Annotated in this window: 14 protein-coding genes; 8 read left to right on the plus strand and 6 right to left on the minus strand. The window is 70.9% G+C overall.

Features of this window, described 5'->3' with window-relative positions:
- Together QTI33_RS21545 and QTI33_RS21550 are read right to left on the minus strand one after the other, a co-directional pair.
- Window positions 1–864: an HTD2 family dehydratase gene (locus QTI33_RS21545; protein WP_286508305.1), complete on the minus strand. Its 864-nt coding sequence runs from the start codon at window positions 862–864 to the stop codon at window positions 1–3.
- Between the two features lie 11 nt (window positions 865–875).
- Window positions 876–1658 carry a citryl-CoA lyase gene (locus QTI33_RS21550; RefSeq protein WP_286508306.1) on the minus strand — a complete coding sequence of 261 codons (783 nt, stop codon included), beginning with the start codon at window positions 1656–1658 and terminating at the stop codon, window positions 876–878.
- 158 nt (window positions 1659–1816) lie between these two features.
- On the opposite strand from QTI33_RS21550, the gene QTI33_RS21555 reads away from it, so the two are divergent.
- The 5 genes from QTI33_RS21555 (at window position 1817) to QTI33_RS21575 (ending at window position 7961) form a co-directional block, all read left to right on the plus strand.
- The gene (locus QTI33_RS21555) at window positions 1817–4141 is read left to right on the plus strand and encodes an acyl-CoA dehydrogenase family protein (RefSeq protein WP_286508307.1); all 2325 of its coding nucleotides are present in this window, start codon (window positions 1817–1819) and stop codon (window positions 4139–4141) included.
- Window positions 4142–4176: 35 nt separating this feature from the next.
- A complete protein-coding gene (locus QTI33_RS21560; RefSeq protein WP_286508308.1) occupies window positions 4177–5199 on the plus strand; it encodes a Bug family tripartite tricarboxylate transporter substrate binding protein in 1023 nt (340 codons plus the stop codon).
- Between the two features lie 2 nt (window positions 5200–5201).
- Entirely contained in the window at window positions 5202–6689 is a 1488-nt protein-coding gene (locus QTI33_RS21565) for a class I adenylate-forming enzyme family protein (protein WP_286508309.1), read from the plus strand.
- Window positions 6690–6861: 172 nt separating this feature from the next.
- Window positions 6862–7323, plus strand: a complete 462-nt coding sequence (locus tag QTI33_RS21570; protein ID WP_286508310.1) for a gamma-glutamylcyclotransferase family protein — start codon at window positions 6862–6864, stop codon at window positions 7321–7323.
- 32 nt (window positions 7324–7355) lie between these two features.
- A complete protein-coding gene (locus QTI33_RS21575) occupies window positions 7356–7961 on the plus strand; it encodes a class I SAM-dependent methyltransferase (protein WP_286508311.1) in 606 nt (201 codons plus the stop codon).
- A gap of 365 nt (window positions 7962–8326) precedes the next feature.
- On the opposite strand, the gene QTI33_RS21580 is transcribed toward QTI33_RS21575, so the two are convergent.
- Complete coding sequence (locus QTI33_RS21580; RefSeq protein WP_286508312.1) at window positions 8327–9691, minus strand: DUF5666 domain-containing protein; 1365 nt, start codon at window positions 9689–9691, stop codon at window positions 8327–8329.
- On the minus strand, window positions 9688–10617 hold the full coding sequence (locus tag QTI33_RS21585; RefSeq protein ID WP_286508313.1) for a DUF6502 family protein: 930 nt from the start codon (window positions 10615–10617) through the stop codon (window positions 9688–9690). The genes QTI33_RS21580 and QTI33_RS21585 overlap by 4 nt, the downstream gene beginning before the upstream one ends.
- A gap of 151 nt (window positions 10618–10768) precedes the next feature.
- On the opposite strand from QTI33_RS21585, the gene QTI33_RS21590 reads away from it, so the two are divergent.
- Entirely contained in the window at window positions 10769–11233 is a 465-nt protein-coding gene (locus QTI33_RS21590; RefSeq protein ID WP_286508314.1) for a hypothetical protein, read from the plus strand.
- Window positions 11234–12034: 801 nt separating this feature from the next.
- On the opposite strand, the gene QTI33_RS21595 is transcribed toward QTI33_RS21590, so the two are convergent.
- Window positions 12035–12214 carry a hypothetical protein gene (locus QTI33_RS21595; RefSeq protein ID WP_286508315.1) on the minus strand — a complete coding sequence of 60 codons (180 nt, stop codon included), beginning with the start codon at window positions 12212–12214 and terminating at the stop codon, window positions 12035–12037.
- An 89-nt stretch (window positions 12215–12303) separates the two neighbouring features.
- Here QTI33_RS21595 and QTI33_RS21600 point away from each other — a divergent pair, with 89 nt between their 5' ends.
- Window positions 12304–12978, plus strand: a complete 675-nt coding sequence (locus QTI33_RS21600; RefSeq protein ID WP_286508316.1) for a hypothetical protein — start codon at window positions 12304–12306, stop codon at window positions 12976–12978.
- A complete protein-coding gene (locus QTI33_RS21605) occupies window positions 12894–13655 on the plus strand; it encodes a sugar transferase (RefSeq protein WP_286508317.1) in 762 nt (253 codons plus the stop codon). Before QTI33_RS21600 ends, QTI33_RS21605 begins: the two co-directional genes overlap by 85 nt.
- A gap of 37 nt (window positions 13656–13692) precedes the next feature.
- Here QTI33_RS21605 and QTI33_RS21610 read toward each other — a convergent pair whose 3' ends face one another.
- The gene (locus tag QTI33_RS21610) at window positions 13693–14646 is read right to left on the minus strand and encodes an AEC family transporter (protein ID WP_286508318.1); all 954 of its coding nucleotides are present in this window, start codon (window positions 14644–14646) and stop codon (window positions 13693–13695) included.
- Between the last annotated feature and the right edge of the window lie 179 nt (window positions 14647–14825).

Raw genomic sequence — 14825 nt, forward strand, 5'->3', positions numbered from 1 at the left:
TCAGGAGGAAGTGAGTTCGGCGCTGGCCTGCATCAGCAGCGCGCCCTGGCCGTCCTCGGCCCAGAGGGCGAGCTTGCCGTCGGCGTCGGCCGCGTGGCCGCAGACCCGCAGCAGGCGGCCACAGGTCAGCGGGCGCACGGCCTTGAAGCGGTAGGTGCGCACGCGGCGGCCCGGGTTGTGCTGTTGCGCCGCCTCGAGCAGCAACGTGGCGATCAGCGGACCGTGCACCACCAGGTCGTCGTAGCCCTCGACCTGCGTGACGTAGGGGTGGTCGTAGTGGATGCGGTGGCTGTTGAAGGTGAGCGCCGAGTAGCGGAACAGCAGGGTGGCGTCGGGCCGATGCTCGACCGACCAGGCGGCATCGGCCGGCGGTGCCTGCGGCGGCGCCGATTCGCCCGGCTTGGCAGCTTCGCGGTAGACGATGTCGTGCTGGTCGCGCAGCACCAGGGTGTCGCCCGCGTGCACCTCGTGCGCGACCTTGACGAACACCAGGGCGCCGGCCTTGCCTTGCTTCAGCGCGACGTCGACCACGCGCGAGGTCTTGCGCGCCGGCGCGCCGAGCGGCAGCGGGGCGAAGAATTCCAGCTGGCTGCCGGCCCACATGCGGCGCGGCAGCGGCACCGGCGGCAGGAAGCCGCCACGCGCCGGATGGCCGTCCGGGCCCAGCTGGATCTGCGGCGCGGTCGGCAGGAAGTAGCACCAGTGCCATAGCGGCGGCAGCGCCCGGCCCGCCGGCCAAGGCTGGCCGTCGTTGCGCAGGGTGGCGGCCAGCGCGCTCGCGGTCCAGGGCGACAGCAGGTCGTCGTGGGTCTCGGTGCGGCCGATCCAGGTTTGCAGGTGGGCGATGTCGAGCGGGTCGGTCATGGGCTGGGCCTTCAGTCCTGCCGCGGGGCACCGGCCTCGCGCTCGACCCGCTGCCAGATCTCGACCCCCATCGGATCGTCGATCTCCTCCAGGATGTGGCCGACCAGGCCGATGGCGCGCGCCATCACGCCGAAGCCGCGGATGATGCGCCACGGGAAGCCGAATTCGGCCGCGATGGCGCCGATGGCGCCGGTGGCGTTGATCGGCAGCGACTTGCCCGAGACCCGCTCGGCCTCGGCTTGCACCGCCTGCATCAGCGCCACGTAGTGGCTCGACAGGCCGTTCTCGGCCGCGATCTGGAACAGCCGCGGCGTGCGCGGATCGATCGGCTTGTGCAGCGGATGGCCCAGGCCCGGCACGATCTCCTTGCGGGCGCGGTAGGCGGCGACGATCTCGCGCGCCAGGTCGGCCAGCGGCCGGCTGGGCGCGGTGCCGGGCGGGATCGCCTCGTACAGCATGCGCGCCGCGCCTTCGGTGCTGCCGACGAACACGCTGCCCAGGCCGCAGAGGCCGGCACCCACGGCGGCCTGCAGCGCCTCGGGCGCGCCGGCGTAGGTCAGCCGGGCGACCAGCGCGCTCGGCGTGATGCCGTGCTCGACCAGCGTCACCACGATGGCGTTGAAGGTGACCGATTCCTGCGGCGTCGGCACCCGCCCCGTGAGCTCGAGGAAAGCCATGTCGCCGAGGTTCAGGTGGCCGAGGATCTCGGAGGGCAGGTCGCGCCCGCGCACCGTGATCTTGTCGGGCGTGCTGTGGCCGAGTTCGGTGTGCAGGGATTTCTTGATCTTGGTCATGGCGGCGTGGAGGCGCGAAATGTCGATCCCGTGAATCTAGTCCTGTTGTGGCGCTGCCGGTCCGTGATTGCCGAAGGCTCCCTTCGGCAATCGCGAACGTCGGGGCGGGCGCGCTCTGGCACGCTCCGAACCCGGATCGATTCATCAACCGGGACACCATGGACCACGAATCACTGGCCGCCATCCGCGAAGCCGCACGGGACTATTTCGAGCGCAGCGGCAGCATCCGCCGCTGCCGCGCGCTGACCGAAAGCCCCCGCGGCGCCGAGGCGGCCGGCTGGCCCGAACTGGTCGCACTGGGCTGGCCCGGCATGCTGGCGCCCGAATCCGCGGGCGGCCTGGCCTTCGACCTGGCGGGCGCCGCGGAACTGCTGCGTGCCGCCGGCGAGCACGTGGCGCCCGAGCCGCTGCTGGCCGTGGCCGGCCTCGGCGCCCTGCTGCTGCGGCGCCTCGACGGCGCCGCCGCCCGCCGGCTGCTGGCCGAGCTGGTCGAAGGCCGCAGCCTGCCCGCCCTGGCCTGGCAGGAGAGCGCCGGCGACCTCAGCGACGTGCCGCTGGACTGCGGCTGCGAAGCCGATCCGCAAGGCCGCGTGCTGCTGCAGGGCGAGAAGATGATGGTGCTGCCGGGCGCGGCCGCGAGCGGCTGGCTGGTGTCGGCGCGCGGCGACGACGACACCGTGCTGCTGTGGGTGCCGCGCGGCACCGCCGGCGTGACCGAGACGCTGACGCCGCTGGTCGATGGCGAACAGGCGGCCAGCCTGCGCTTCGACCGCGTCTCGCTGCCCGCCGAAGCCGTGCTGGCCGAGGGCGCCGCCGCCCGCGAGGCGCTGCGCCGGGCCCTGGCCGCCGGCCAGATCCTGCAGGCCGCCGAACTGGCCGGCACGGCGCAGGCGATGCTCGACCAGACGCTGGCCTACCTGCGCACCCGCTCGCAGTTCGGCAAGCCGATCGGCAGCTTCCAGGCGCTGCAACATCGGGCGGTCGACATGTTCATCCAGCTCGAGGTGGCGCGCGCCACCCTGGCCGAGGTGCTGGCGCTGGCGGCCGAGCCGGGCCTGCCGATCGAGCGGCTCGAGGCCGAGGCCAGCCGCGTCAACGCGCGCTGCAGCACGGCCGCGCTGCAGATCTCGCGCTCGGCGGTGCAGCTGCATGGCGCGATCGGCTACACGCAGGAGTGCGACCTGAGCCTGTTCTACAAGCGCACGCTGCGGCTCGCGGCCTGGCTCGGCAACGCCACGGCCCACCAGCGCCGCTACGCCGCCCTGGCCGAGACCAGCGCCCGGGCCAGCGACGCGATCGCCTGGACCGGCGACTTCCCGCGCACGGCCGACTGGGGCGCCATGCCCGAGCCCGACTTCCGGCGCATGGTGCGCGCCTTCCTGCAGCAGCGCTACCCGGCGCAGCTGCGCTACCTGTCGCACCGCGCGCGCTGGCGCGAGATGCGCGCCTGGTACCTGACGCTGTCGGCGCAGGGCTGGGTGGCGCCGGCCTGGCCGCAGGCGCACGGCGGCATGGGCCTGCCGGCCGACAAGATGATCGCCTGGATCGAGGAGCTGGAGCAGCACGGCGTGGCGCGCGCGCCCGACCAGGGCATCGTGATGATCGGCCCGCTGCTGATCCAGCACGGAACGCCCGCGCAGCAGCAGCGCTTCCTGCCGCGCATCCTGGCCGGCGACCACGTCTGGTGCCAGGGCTATTCGGAGCCCAATGCCGGTTCCGACCTCGCGGGCCTGCGCACCGAGGCGCTGCCGGCGCGCGATGCCGCGGGCGACCACTTCATCGTCAACGGCCAGAAGATCTGGACCACGCTGGCGCAGGACGCCAACCACATCTTCATGCTGGTGCGCACCGACCGCGATGCCAAGAAGCAGGACGGCATCAGCTTCCTGCTGTGCGAGCTGGCGACACCGGGCATCACCATCCGGCCGATCCACACGCTGGCCGGCGAGCCCGAGTTCTGCGAGGTGTTCTTCGACAACGTGCGGGTGCCGGCCGAGAACCTGGTCGGCAAGCTGCACGGCGGCTGGACCATCGCCAAGGCGCTGCTGGGCTTCGAGCGCATCTTCCTCGGCAGCCCGAAGCAGTCGCAGTACGCGCTGGGCCAGCTGGCGCGGCTGGCGCAGGCGCGGCGGCTGTTCGCCGACCCGGTGTTCATGCAGCGCTACACGGCGCTCAGGCTCGACGTCGCCGACCTCTCGGCCGCCTACACAGTCTTCGCCAACATCGTGAAAGCCGGCAAGCCGCTGCCGCCCTCGGTGTCGCTGCTGAAGATCTTCGCCAGCGAGACCTACCACCGCATCGGCGCCCTGCTGGTCGAGGCCAGCGACGAACAGGGCGCCGCGGCCGGCGACCAGGACCTGGACGGACGGCCGTTCAACGCGCTGTCGCCGCTGATCGGATCGACCTCCGCCATGATCTACGGCGGGACCAACGAGATCCAGCGCAACATCCTCGCGCGGCAGGTCCTCGACTTGCCGGGCTGAGTGCCGCTGACACCACAACACCCGGAGGCAAGCCCATGAGCCACGCACGCATCGAACCGACCCCGAAGCTCTTGAACTCCACGCCGCCGCGGCGGCGCACGCTGGCGCTGCTCGCCGGCGGCGCCCTCTGGCCGCTGCTGGCGCCGGCGCAGACCGCGGCAGCCGCCGCGCTGCCGAAGGTCATCAAGCTGATCGTCGGCTATCCGCCCGGGGGTCCGGTCGACGGCGCCGCGCGCGTGCTGGCCGTGCCCTTGTCGCGCGAGCTCGGCGTCCAGGTCATCGTCGAGAACCGGCCTGGCGCGGGCGGCTCGATGGGCGGCGACGTGGTCGCCAAGGCCGCGCCCGACGGCAGCACGCTGTTCATGGGCGCCAGCCCGACGATCACCATCAATCCGAACGTCCAGCGCAAGATGGCCTTCGACCCGATGAAGGACCTGTCGCCGATCGCGCCGCTGGTCGCCTACACGAACGTGCTGGTGGTCAACAAGGACCTGCCGGTCAACAGCGTGGGCGAACTGCTCGCCTTCGCCAAGGCCCATCCGAAAAAGCTCTCTTATGGCTCGGCGGGGGTCGGCTCGTCGAACCACCTGAGCGGCGCGCTGCTCGAGAAGATGACCGGTGCGCCGCTGCTGCACGTGGCCTACAAGGGCAGCGCACCGGCCCTGGTCGACGTGATGAGCGGCACCCTGAGCATGATGTTCGACATCATCGCGACCTCGCGGCCGTTCATCGAGTCGGACAAGGTCCGCGCGCTGGCCGTGACCTCGCGCGAGCGCAACCGCATGCTGCCGGGGGTGCCGACCATGATCGAGGCCGGCGTGGCGGGATTCGACGTCGGTGGCTGGTTCGGCCTCTACGGCCCCGCGCGGATGGACCCGGCACTGGTGGCGCGCCTCAACGAGGCGGCGCGCAAGGCGGTGGCGAGCGAGGCGCTCGCGGCGCGCTTTCTCGACCAAGGCTACGAGGTATGGACCGGCGGCGCCGAGCTGTTGGCGGCCAAGGGGGTTTCCGACCGCGCGCTGTGGGCCACGGCGTCGCAAGGCATCGAGGCCGATTGACGATGCGGCGCATCCATGAACTGCTGGCGCTGCGCGCCGCGCAGACGCCCGACGCGGTGTTCCTGCACGAGGCCACCGGCGGGACGACCTATGCCGCGCTGCAGGCGATGGCCGATGCGGCCGCCCAGGACCTGCGCGACGCCGGCGTGCGGCCCACCGACCGGGTGCTGCTGGTGGCCGAGAACTGCCCCGCCCACATCGCGCTGATCATGGCCTGCAGCCAGGTCGGCGCCTGGTCCTGCGGCGTCAACGCGCGGATGTCGCCGGGCGAGATCGCCGCCATCGTCGAGCGCGCCGATGCGCGGCTGTGCTGCTTCACGAGCGGCGCATCCGACGCCGCCCAGCAGCACGCCCTGCGGGCGCAGGCCGTGCCCAGTGCGCTGGCCGGCGTCATGCGCTCACCGCTGCGTACCCAAGCCACGACCGAAGCGGCCGAGGCGCTGGCCGATGCCGCGGCCATCATCTTCACCTCGGGCACCTCGGGCACGCCCAAGGGCGTGATGGTGTCGCACCGCGGCCTGCTGCACTTCGGCCGCGTGTCGGCCGCTTCGCGCGCGCTGACATCCGACGACCGCGCCTACGCCTTCCTGCCGATGACCCACATCTTCGGCCTGGGCACGGTGCTGATGGCCTCGCTCAGCGGCGCCGCCTCGCTGGTGCTGCGCAGCAGCTTCTCGCCCGCCGATTTGCTGCAGGCGCTGGCCCACGAGCGGGTGTCGAACCTGCAGGGCCCGCCCACCCTGTATGCGCGGCTGCTGGCGCATCTGGAAGAAGCGCGCAGGCAGCCGGTTTTTCCGCAGCTGCGCTACGTCTATACCGGCTCGGCACCGCTCGACCTGGCCCTCAAGCAGCGTGTCGAGCGCCTGTTCGGGCAGCCGCTGCACCATGGCTACGGCTTGTCGGAGTACGCCGGCTCGGTGTTCCTGACCCGGCGCGGCGTGGCGCGCGACGACAGCGCGGCGGGCTACCTCGTCGACGGCGGCGAAGCCCGCATCGTCACCCCGAGCGGCCGTGATGCCGCGGCCGGCGAGGTGGGCGAGATCTGGCTGCGGGGCGCCGGCCTGATGCTGGGCTACTTCCGCGATCCGGAGGCGACCGCCCAGGTCATGCGACCCGGCGGCTGGTACGCCTCGGGCGACCTCGGGCGGCTCGACCCGGACGGCGCCCTGTTCGTCGTCGGGCGGCTCAAGGAGATGATCATCCGCTCGGGCTTCAACGTGTACCCGGCCGAGGTCGAGGGCGTGCTCAACCGTTTTCCCGGTGTGCACCTGAGCGCGGTGGTGGGCGTGCCGGAGGCCGACGGCAACGAGGTGATCGCGGCCTTCGTCGAACTCGAATCCGGCGCCACGCTCGACCGGGGCGCCCTGCAAGCGCATCTGCGGGAGCATCTGTCGCCGTACAAGCGGCCGACGCGGATCACGGTGCTGGATGCGCTGCCCACCACGGCGACGGGCAAGATCCTCAAGCGGGCGCTGGCGCCGCCTGCTTGACGGCCTCGATCGCGCGCGTCGGAATGGCCACCTCGCCCCAGGACCGTCGCGCCGCCGACGGCCGCGATGCCGCCGAGGGGGCGAGGGCGACCGCGCCGTGAACCATGGCCGCTTTCGTCGCTTGATCTCTGCCCTGTCCCCGTTGCACCGCTCCTCAGCCATCAGGACCCCCATGTCACAACTCGTCTTCGTTTTCGGAACCCTGAAGGAAGGTTTCCCCAACTTCGCAACCAACAAGGGGGCGCGTGTCGCGGGCGACTTCATGACGGTCGAACGCTATCCGCTGTACCTGGTCGGCGAGCGGTTTTCACCTTGGCTCATCGATGCAGCGGGTGAAGGCGAGCGGGTTGTCGGTCAGGTGTTCGAAGTCGACGAGGCGACGTTGGCCGCGATGGACGAGCTGGAGCGCATCGCCGAGCAAGACGGGTACCGTCGCGTGATGCTCGATGTGGAGGCGCTGGCGGATGGCCGCGGGACGGTCCGCCGCGTCCATGCCTACGTCAAGCCTCGGGAGCAGTTCACCGTCGCCGATGCCCGCCTTGGCCCGCTGCAGGCCTACACGCGCGAACACGCGGCGCTGTACCGCCGGCGCCAGGGCAGCAGGGCTGCGAAGAGTTCAGGCGCATCGCCATGAAGAGCGCCAGTGGGCACGAGTAGGATCCACGCATGGAATCTGCAGATGCCGCCACTTTCGATGCGTCGTACTACGCGCGCTACTATTTCGACAAGAAGACCAAGGTCGCCGATCCGCAGCATGTCGAACGGCTGGGTGCCTTCGTGAGTTCCTACCTCAAGTACCTGCGCGTCCCCGTCCGCCGGGTGCTGGATGTCGGTTGTGGCATCGGGCTGTGGCGCGACATCGTCGCCCGTCACTTTCCGCAGGCGAGGTATCAGGGCGTCGAGGTCAGCGAATACCTGTGCGATCGCTACGGCTGGGAGCGTGGCTCGGTCGTGGACTACCAGGCCCAGGAGCCTTTCGATCTCGTCATCTGCCAGGGCGTCCTGGCCTATCTGAATCCTGTCGACCTCAAGCGTGCCCTGCGCAATCTCGGGTCACTGAGCCGTGGCGCGCTCTACGTGGAGGCAGTGACGCTCGAAGACTACGAGAACGACATCGTCGACGAAGACCTCACAGACCCTCTCCTGTTTCGGCACCGCGCAGAGATGTACCGGCGGGGGCTGTCGAGAAAGTTCAAGGGCATGGGCGGCGGCCTGTGGCTCAGCCGACGAGCCGATGTGCCGCGCTTCGCGCTGGAATGCGCCGTGGAGTGAAGGGGCGTGCCATGAAACTCCTTCGTCCGGGATCGTCGCGGCCGCGAAGTCGCTGTGCGGAGGCGGCAGGCCCGAGTCGACGATGCCCTGGACGATCAGCACCGGCGCCGTGATCCGGCCGAACTGCGCGAGCTCGTTGTCGTAGCCGTCGCGCCGGTCCTCGCACTGCCCGGCGGTCGGGCCGAGGTCGAGTGCGCTGGCGATGTACGGCCTGGGCCGCCGACGATGGTGTACTCGATCGGCCGAACGGCGTCCGGGCAACGGCGGGGCTCCATTCGGTGGTCATGTCCGCAAGCGCCTCGGCAACGGGTCCATGCCGTTGTACAACCGATTTCGCTCCGGCCTTTGATCGGCGATGGCGCGCATCACTCGAAAGTGACGGTCGCAGCCGTCAGGACCCCGTCGACGACCTGCGTGCCGTGGATGTTCACCCTCACGCCATTGCCCAGCTTGGCCGCGCTCCCGTTGAAGAACAGCACCTCCGTGCCACCGGCATTCACGGGTTGCCCCCTGACGCGGAAGTCCGACGGCGACCTGAAGGCGCCGACAGTGCCGATCAGATCGAACGAAGCGGGCCCGCCGGTGCCGGGCACATTGCGGATCTTGAGCTTGGTCGCCCTGAGCACGCCACCGGCGATGCTGCCTCCCACCTCGACCTTCACGCCGTTGCCGATCGCGCCCGCGGGTCCGCCGCTGACCTGGGCGGCGCTCGCATCGACCGGATAGCCCAGCACCCGCAGCGAGCCCGGCCCCGCGAACTCCGTGACGACCCCTGCGAACTGGGCCGTCGCGGCGTCGACGGTCGGCAAGGGGTACCACCATTGCACCAGCGTCGCGGCGAGGTTGCCCGTTGCGGCAGCCGTCGCGCGCACGCGCACGATGATCCCGTTGGCGAGCGCTTGCCCGTCCGGACTGCCGCTCAGGACGGCGCCGGCGTAGTCGACCGAGCGGCCGCCCAGCGAGAAGCTGCGCCGTGCGGTATCGAGGTTCTGCACCGTGCCCGTCAGGATCGGCGTCGCGGACGGCTCGCGCTGCTCGACACGGGTCGCACGCAGCGCCCCGGGCGCGGACGGAAGGCCCCAGACCTGCACGGTGGCGCCCGCCGGGATCGCGGCCAGGCCGGCGGCGTCCGCCCACACGGTGGCTTCGTCGGTCGTCACCGTCGTGCCGAGGACGACGAAGCTGCCATGGGCCGCATCCACCGACGTGACCGGCCCACGAATGTCGGCAGCCGACTCGACCCGACGGGCGATGCCCTGGGTGAAGCTCGCGTTGACCGGGCCGATGACCCTCGCGCTCATGCCCAGCTGCAGCCCGGCGGGGGCATCCTCGACATTGCCGACCGCGGTCTGCGTGTCATAGCGCAGGCCATTGACGATGATGCTGCCCGCGCCGTCGACGGCGCCGACGCCGGTGGCATCGGCCGTGCTCACGCCCGTGCCGCCCGACCCGACGCCCGAAGCGTCGTCCCCGCCGCCCGCGGCGCTGGCGGTGGCGCCCTCGTCGGACGCAATGCCGCCGATGCCGTTGGCCGCTGCGCCGGGCCCGGTGGCGCCGGCCGCTGCGCCGGGCCCGGAATCCCCGGGGCTGCCCGAGGCGGCCAGCGTCGACGGCCCGACGAAACCCGCGCCGCCGCCCCCTGCGCCGCCACCGCCGCCGCCGCCGCCTCCGCAGGAAATCACGAGAAGCGCGAGCAGCGACAGCAGCCCGTTGCGGAGTTGGATCGTCATGGTTGTTCTCTCCCCGAAGCATTGGAGGGCGCGGTCGGCGCAGCGGCCGCCTGTTCCTGCGCATCCTCGTAGTAGGTGTAGATGCCGACGCGGATGCGCCCCGAATCAGCCGCGTCCGCGGCCTCGTAGGCCCGCCTCATCTCACGGGTCAGTTCATGGTGGAGACCGCCCCAGCGATCGCGCGCCAGCTGATGAATGCGCTCGCATTCCGCGCGCGAGATGCCGCTCGCGAACACCGACCGCTCGAGCAGCGGCGGCTGGGCTGCGAGCACGTTCGCATGGCCCGCCAGCAGATGGTCGCGCACGTTGTCGCCGAGGAACGCGAGCATTCCCCTCAGATCGTTCGAGGGGACGAATCCCGCCACGGCGAGTTCCGCCATGCCATCGCGCACGGTCGCCATGTGCAGGCGCACCAGCTCGCCAAGGATGGCGTGGTGGTGCACGTTGCCGCGACTGGCGCGGCGGGCCACGGCTTCGAAGGAAGCCGCCGACGCGTCGTCGGACACGATCGGCAGCGAGCGGTGGGCCGGGTTCTCGGCGAACATCTGCAGCCACAGGGTCAAGGTTCTCGCCTCGGCCGACATCTCGGTTTGCGGCAGCGACGACGCGGTCTCGCGCACCCGGCTGGTCACGGCCTTGCGGTTCAGTCCGGTCGTCACCGACAGCTGGCTGATGTTGGGCTCGGTGCCCTTCTGCAGCCATGCGCGGCGCGCCTCGTCGAGCAGCACATCCCGCAGCACCTCTTCAAGGTGTGCGTGCTTGACGCCGAACGCGAGCGCAAGCCTCACCAGGGGGCGCAGCACCCGCGCAAACGCGCCGAGCACCCACGCGATCTGACCGTCCCGCGACTGCGCGATCGGCTGCGCCGGACCGCCTGGTTTCCGGCCATGCCTGCTGTTTGTCGATCCCGTGTGTTGGATGGCCATCTTTCATTCTGACCCGAGCGGCAGCGAATTTAACGACTCGTTACGAAGTGGGCAAACTTTCCAGCTTCCGTCTTACAGATTACGTGCGCTCGCAGGAAGAGATTACCAGTCATGTGAACTTTTCACATACAACTTTTTCCTGGAGAGCGATATGCCCAGCCCCTCGTGGTTTGCCACCCCGTCGTGGAGTCACTCGACGCGCAGCGTGCTGCGGCGCGCCAGGCCGCACCGGCCCGCTCGTGCCAACACCAAGCCGACCTGCGCGGCGGCCAGCGATGCGTCGGCCGTTCGAGGCGGCGACGCCGCGGTCGCATCCGCCCCCGAGGCCTTCGGCAGCCTGGTCGATCTCGCGCGGCTCCAGATCGGGACCCCCTCGGCCGAGATCTGCGACGCCTGCAACACCATCAACATCGGCTCGGCGCGCCATTGCAAATGCTGCGCGCACAAGCTGCCGGCGTTCTACGCCGCGCTGGAAGGTGCGCAGGGTCCGCAGCCCAAGGCCCTTCTCTGGAAATCGCTGGGCCTGTCGCAACGGGCCTCGGCGATGGACTTCGCTGCCTTTTCGGTGGTCATCAACGTGCTCATGGTGATCACTGCATCCATACCCATCCGTTGAGCATTCCGGTCTCGCCATGACGAAGTTCTGCGAGTCCTGCCACACCGCCAATCGGGACCGCGCCAGATACTGTCTGGGTTGCGCAGGCAGGTTCACGGGGATCCGCACGGCTGCGCACGCCTTTGCCGTCCCTGCCCCCGACGGCTGGGGACGCCGTGTCCCGCCGCCCGTGATCGAGCGTCATGCCGAGCAGCGCGAGCCGCCACGCAAGGCGCTTCTGCCCAGCAGCCTCGATGGGCCGGTCCTGCTGTTGCTGATCGGGGTCGTCCTGTCGAGCGGGGCGTTCGTGTTCTGGTACTGGGACCGCACGGTCGAACGCCAACCCGCGTCCGCAAGGGACGCCGCAGCGATGGCGCTGCGGCCGGCCGAATCGCAGCCCGCGCCCGCTCGAACCGACGTCGTCATGGCGTCGCCAGCGCCCGCGCCGGCGCCTGACGAATCGGCGCCCCAGCCGACGCCCGACCCGGAGCCGGAGGCCGATCCTCGACCTGCGACGCAAGAACGTCTCCCGGACAGCCCGCCGCCCCTGGTGTCGGCCGCCCCGCAAGCCTCGGCCGCGGCGCCACGCGGCCGGGCCCGCACGCCATCGCACGAGCGCGGCATCGCCACGAGCGTGGGCGCCGCGCCCGCGCTCGAGGTGGCCAACCGAAGGCCGACCGGCCTCGTCGTCCCTGCGCCCCCACGCCCGCTCCTGCAGGAGCCGGCGTCGCGCACCGGAACCGCAGCGGCGGCGCCTCGCCCGGTGGCGCGAGTCCCAGCCATCCCGCCACCGACCGCCGGCGGGCCGACGCGTTGCGACCGCTACAACCCCTTCGGAGAAGCCATCTGCGTGAGCACGCCGACGACAGGGAGTGGAACGCCGAGCCCCGCCACGGCGGTGAGTTCGTTCTCATCGGCGGAGCCATCCGCAACGACGTCCAAGGCTTCGCTCGGCAGCGCCGTGATCGCGAACAGCCCGGCAGACCCGGCCGGCAGTGCCACGGGCGCGGGTGCCGGGCCGGGCAGTGGCGCTGGCCCTGCCAGCGGCAGCGCGGGTGGCGCCGCTTCGGGAGGCGGCGGGGCCGGAGCAAGTGCAAGCGCCGGTGCTGGCGCCAGCGGCGGTGCGGGTGGCCCGGGCGGGAGTGCAGGCGGTGGCGGTGGCGGTGGCGGTGGGGCTGGCGGTAGCGGGGCCGGTGGCGGTGGGGCGGGTGGTGGCGGCCCCGGCGGTGGCGGCCCCGGCGGCGGCAGTGGGCCTGGGGGCGGTGGTGGGCCCGGTGGCGGTGGTGGGCCCGGTGGCGGTGGTGGGCCCGGCGGCGGTGGTGGGCCCGGTGGCGGCGGTGGGCCAGGAGGCGGTGGTGGACCCGGCGGCGGTGGGCCAGGCGGTGGCGGTGGGCCAGGAGGCGGTGGCGGGCCAGGCGGTGGCGGTGGACCCGGCGGTGGCGGCCCTGGTGGGGGCGGCCCCGGTGGGGGCGGCCCGGGTGGCGGGGGTAGCGGTCCCGGTGGCGGTGGCGGGCCAGGCGGTGGCGGTGGACCCGGCGGTGGCGGCCCTGGCGGTGGCGGCCCCGGTGGGGGCGGCCCGGGTGGCGGGGGCAGCGGTCCCGGTGGCGGTGGCGGCGGCCCCGGGCGTTGAGTGCGGCGCAATCGGCCCGCAAGCGAATTCTTGGTCGCGAAGGAGACTCCCATGTCTGCACCAATGGATGGAATCGGCTTCGACAACGAGCGTGTCGAGCTTCAGGACGGGCGCCCCGACACGCGGAGCGACATGAGCAACTGCTGGAATCCCATGAGCCTTCACCCGGAAACGTCCCCCGTACCCTACTGCCTCACGGCTTCTCAGCGAGCGCTCAAACGCTCGGTGGACATCGTGGGAGCGCTGGCCTTCTTCGTGTTCCTCGGACCGCTCTACCTGCTGGTCGCCGCCGCGGTCCTGGTCAGCATGGGCGGGCCGGTGTACTACTGGCAGACCCGGCTGGGCCAGGGCGGCCGATCCTTCCGCTGCTACAAGTTCCGCTCGATGGTGACGGGGTCGGACGACCTTCTCGCGCTTCACTTGGCGCACGACGCCGTCGCGCGAGCGCGATGGGAACGATTTCAGAAACTCGACGACGACCCACGCGTCACGCCCGTCGGTCGCTTCATCCGGAGACTGAGCCTCGACGAACTGCCGCAGTTCTACAACGTGCTGAAGGGCGACATGAGCCTGGTCGGGCCTCGCCCCTGCATGGTTCGCCAGCGCAGCCTGTACGGAAGCAGCTGGGCCCACTACTGTCAGATGCGACCCGGCATCACCGGCCTCTGGCAGGTCAGCGGCCGCAACCGCCTCTCCTACGCCGAGCGGGTCGCGCTGGACGCCCGCTACGCCACGCAATGGTCGCTGGCACTCGACGCGAAGATTCTGGTGCGCACCGTCTGGGTGGTTCTGAGCGGCGATGGATCGTCGTGAATCGGAGCCCGCCGGTCTCCCCCGTGTCAAACGGGCCTCATACGGCCCAACCGAGAAGCGGCCCCAGCACCCACAGGGCGATGCTGATCGTGACGAACGACATCACGGTCGCCAGCAGCAGGGCTGCCGCACACATTTCCTCGAAGCCGTACTTCTGGGCCAGGATCGGAAAGATGCTGAGCATCGGCGTGGCAGCGAAGACCACGGCCGCCGCGCGCAGCGTCGGATCGGTCGGCGGCACGAGCCACATCATCAATCCCACGGCCAGGGGATGAAGGGTGAGCTTGCCGAGGGCGATCGAGGCCACGTCGCGCCGCATGCCCTTGGTCCTCAAGCCGACCAGGGTGCCTCCGATCACGAACAGGGACACCGCCGCCGAGGACATGGCCAGCATGTTGATGCTGCGCGCCAGCACGCCGGTGATCGGGATGCCGATCGTCGAGACGGCCAGGCCGCCCGCGATCGCCAGGATGACCGGGTTTCTGGCCAGCTGGATGAGCGATTGAACGAGGATGCGATGCCACCGGCCTGCGCCGGCGTGGCCGCTGTCTGCCATCACCAGCGTGAGCGGGATCATCAACAGGTTCTCGACCAGCATGCACATGGCGAGACCGACCGCCGCCGAGGAGGGTCCGGCGACCAGTATCGCGATCGGGTAGCCAATGAAGCCGCTGTTCGAACTCGAGCAGCCGAGCCCGCACAGAGCACTCAGCGTGAAGCTCTTGCCCCGCCAGCGCCACGCCCAGCCGAAGGCCGTCATCATCACCGCGAGCGAACCCACGGCATAGCCCAGCACATAGCGCCCGTTCATGACCTCCCCCGCCGGGCGTTGCGAGAGCGCCGTGAAGACCAGTGCGGGCAGCGCGAACTTGACCACGTAGGTGCCGAGCACCCGCATGTCCAGCTTGCTGAAAATGCCGGCACGCCCGGCGAGGAAGCCGAGCGCAATGACGAGATAGATGGGCCCGGTGATGGCCAGTGTTTGCAGCATCGAGTGAGTCAGCACGCCTGTTCGCCCTGGCGGGTTCCGGCGCAAAGGTCCTTCAAAGCATCGAACATGCCACGGCGCCTTGCCTGCGCGCCGTGGCCAGGGGGTTCTTGCAGCCGACGCGACGCTGTCGAGCCGACCCGCGATCATTCTCGGTCCTCGACCCGCCAGCATTCGCCGCC

Source organism: Variovorax davisae (genome assembly GCF_030316845.1).
In the GTDB taxonomy this organism is placed as follows: domain Bacteria; phylum Pseudomonadota; class Gammaproteobacteria; order Burkholderiales; family Burkholderiaceae_C; genus Variovorax; species Variovorax davisae.

What these genes read in the sequence shown, in the direction of transcription:
- QTI33_RS21545 (WP_286508305.1), bottom strand. Translation starts at nt 864, where the DNA reads ATGACCGACCCGCTCGACATCGCCCACCTGCAAACCTGGATCGGCCGC.
- QTI33_RS21550 (WP_286508306.1), bottom strand. Translation starts at nt 1,658, where the DNA reads ATGACCAAGATCAAGAAATCCCTGCACACCGAACTCGGCCACAGCACG.
- QTI33_RS21555 (WP_286508307.1), top strand. Translation starts at nt 1,817, where the DNA reads ATGGACCACGAATCACTGGCCGCCATCCGCGAAGCCGCACGGGACTAT.
- QTI33_RS21560 (WP_286508308.1), top strand. Translation starts at nt 4,177, where the DNA reads ATGAGCCACGCACGCATCGAACCGACCCCGAAGCTCTTGAACTCCACG.
- QTI33_RS21565 (WP_286508309.1), top strand. Translation starts at nt 5,202, where the DNA reads ATGCGGCGCATCCATGAACTGCTGGCGCTGCGCGCCGCGCAGACGCCC.
- QTI33_RS21570 (WP_286508310.1), top strand. Translation starts at nt 6,862, where the DNA reads ATGTCACAACTCGTCTTCGTTTTCGGAACCCTGAAGGAAGGTTTCCCC.
- QTI33_RS21575 (WP_286508311.1), top strand. Translation starts at nt 7,356, where the DNA reads ATGGAATCTGCAGATGCCGCCACTTTCGATGCGTCGTACTACGCGCGC.
- QTI33_RS21580 (WP_286508312.1), bottom strand. Translation starts at nt 9,691, where the DNA reads ATGACGATCCAACTCCGCAACGGGCTGCTGTCGCTGCTCGCGCTTCTC.
- QTI33_RS21585 (WP_286508313.1), bottom strand. Translation starts at nt 10,617, where the DNA reads ATGGCCATCCAACACACGGGATCGACAAACAGCAGGCATGGCCGGAAA.
- QTI33_RS21590 (WP_286508314.1), top strand. Translation starts at nt 10,769, where the DNA reads ATGCCCAGCCCCTCGTGGTTTGCCACCCCGTCGTGGAGTCACTCGACG.
- QTI33_RS21605 (WP_286508317.1), top strand. Translation starts at nt 12,894, where the DNA reads ATGTCTGCACCAATGGATGGAATCGGCTTCGACAACGAGCGTGTCGAG.
- QTI33_RS21610 (WP_286508318.1), bottom strand. Translation starts at nt 14,646, where the DNA reads ATGCTGCAAACACTGGCCATCACCGGGCCCATCTATCTCGTCATTGCG.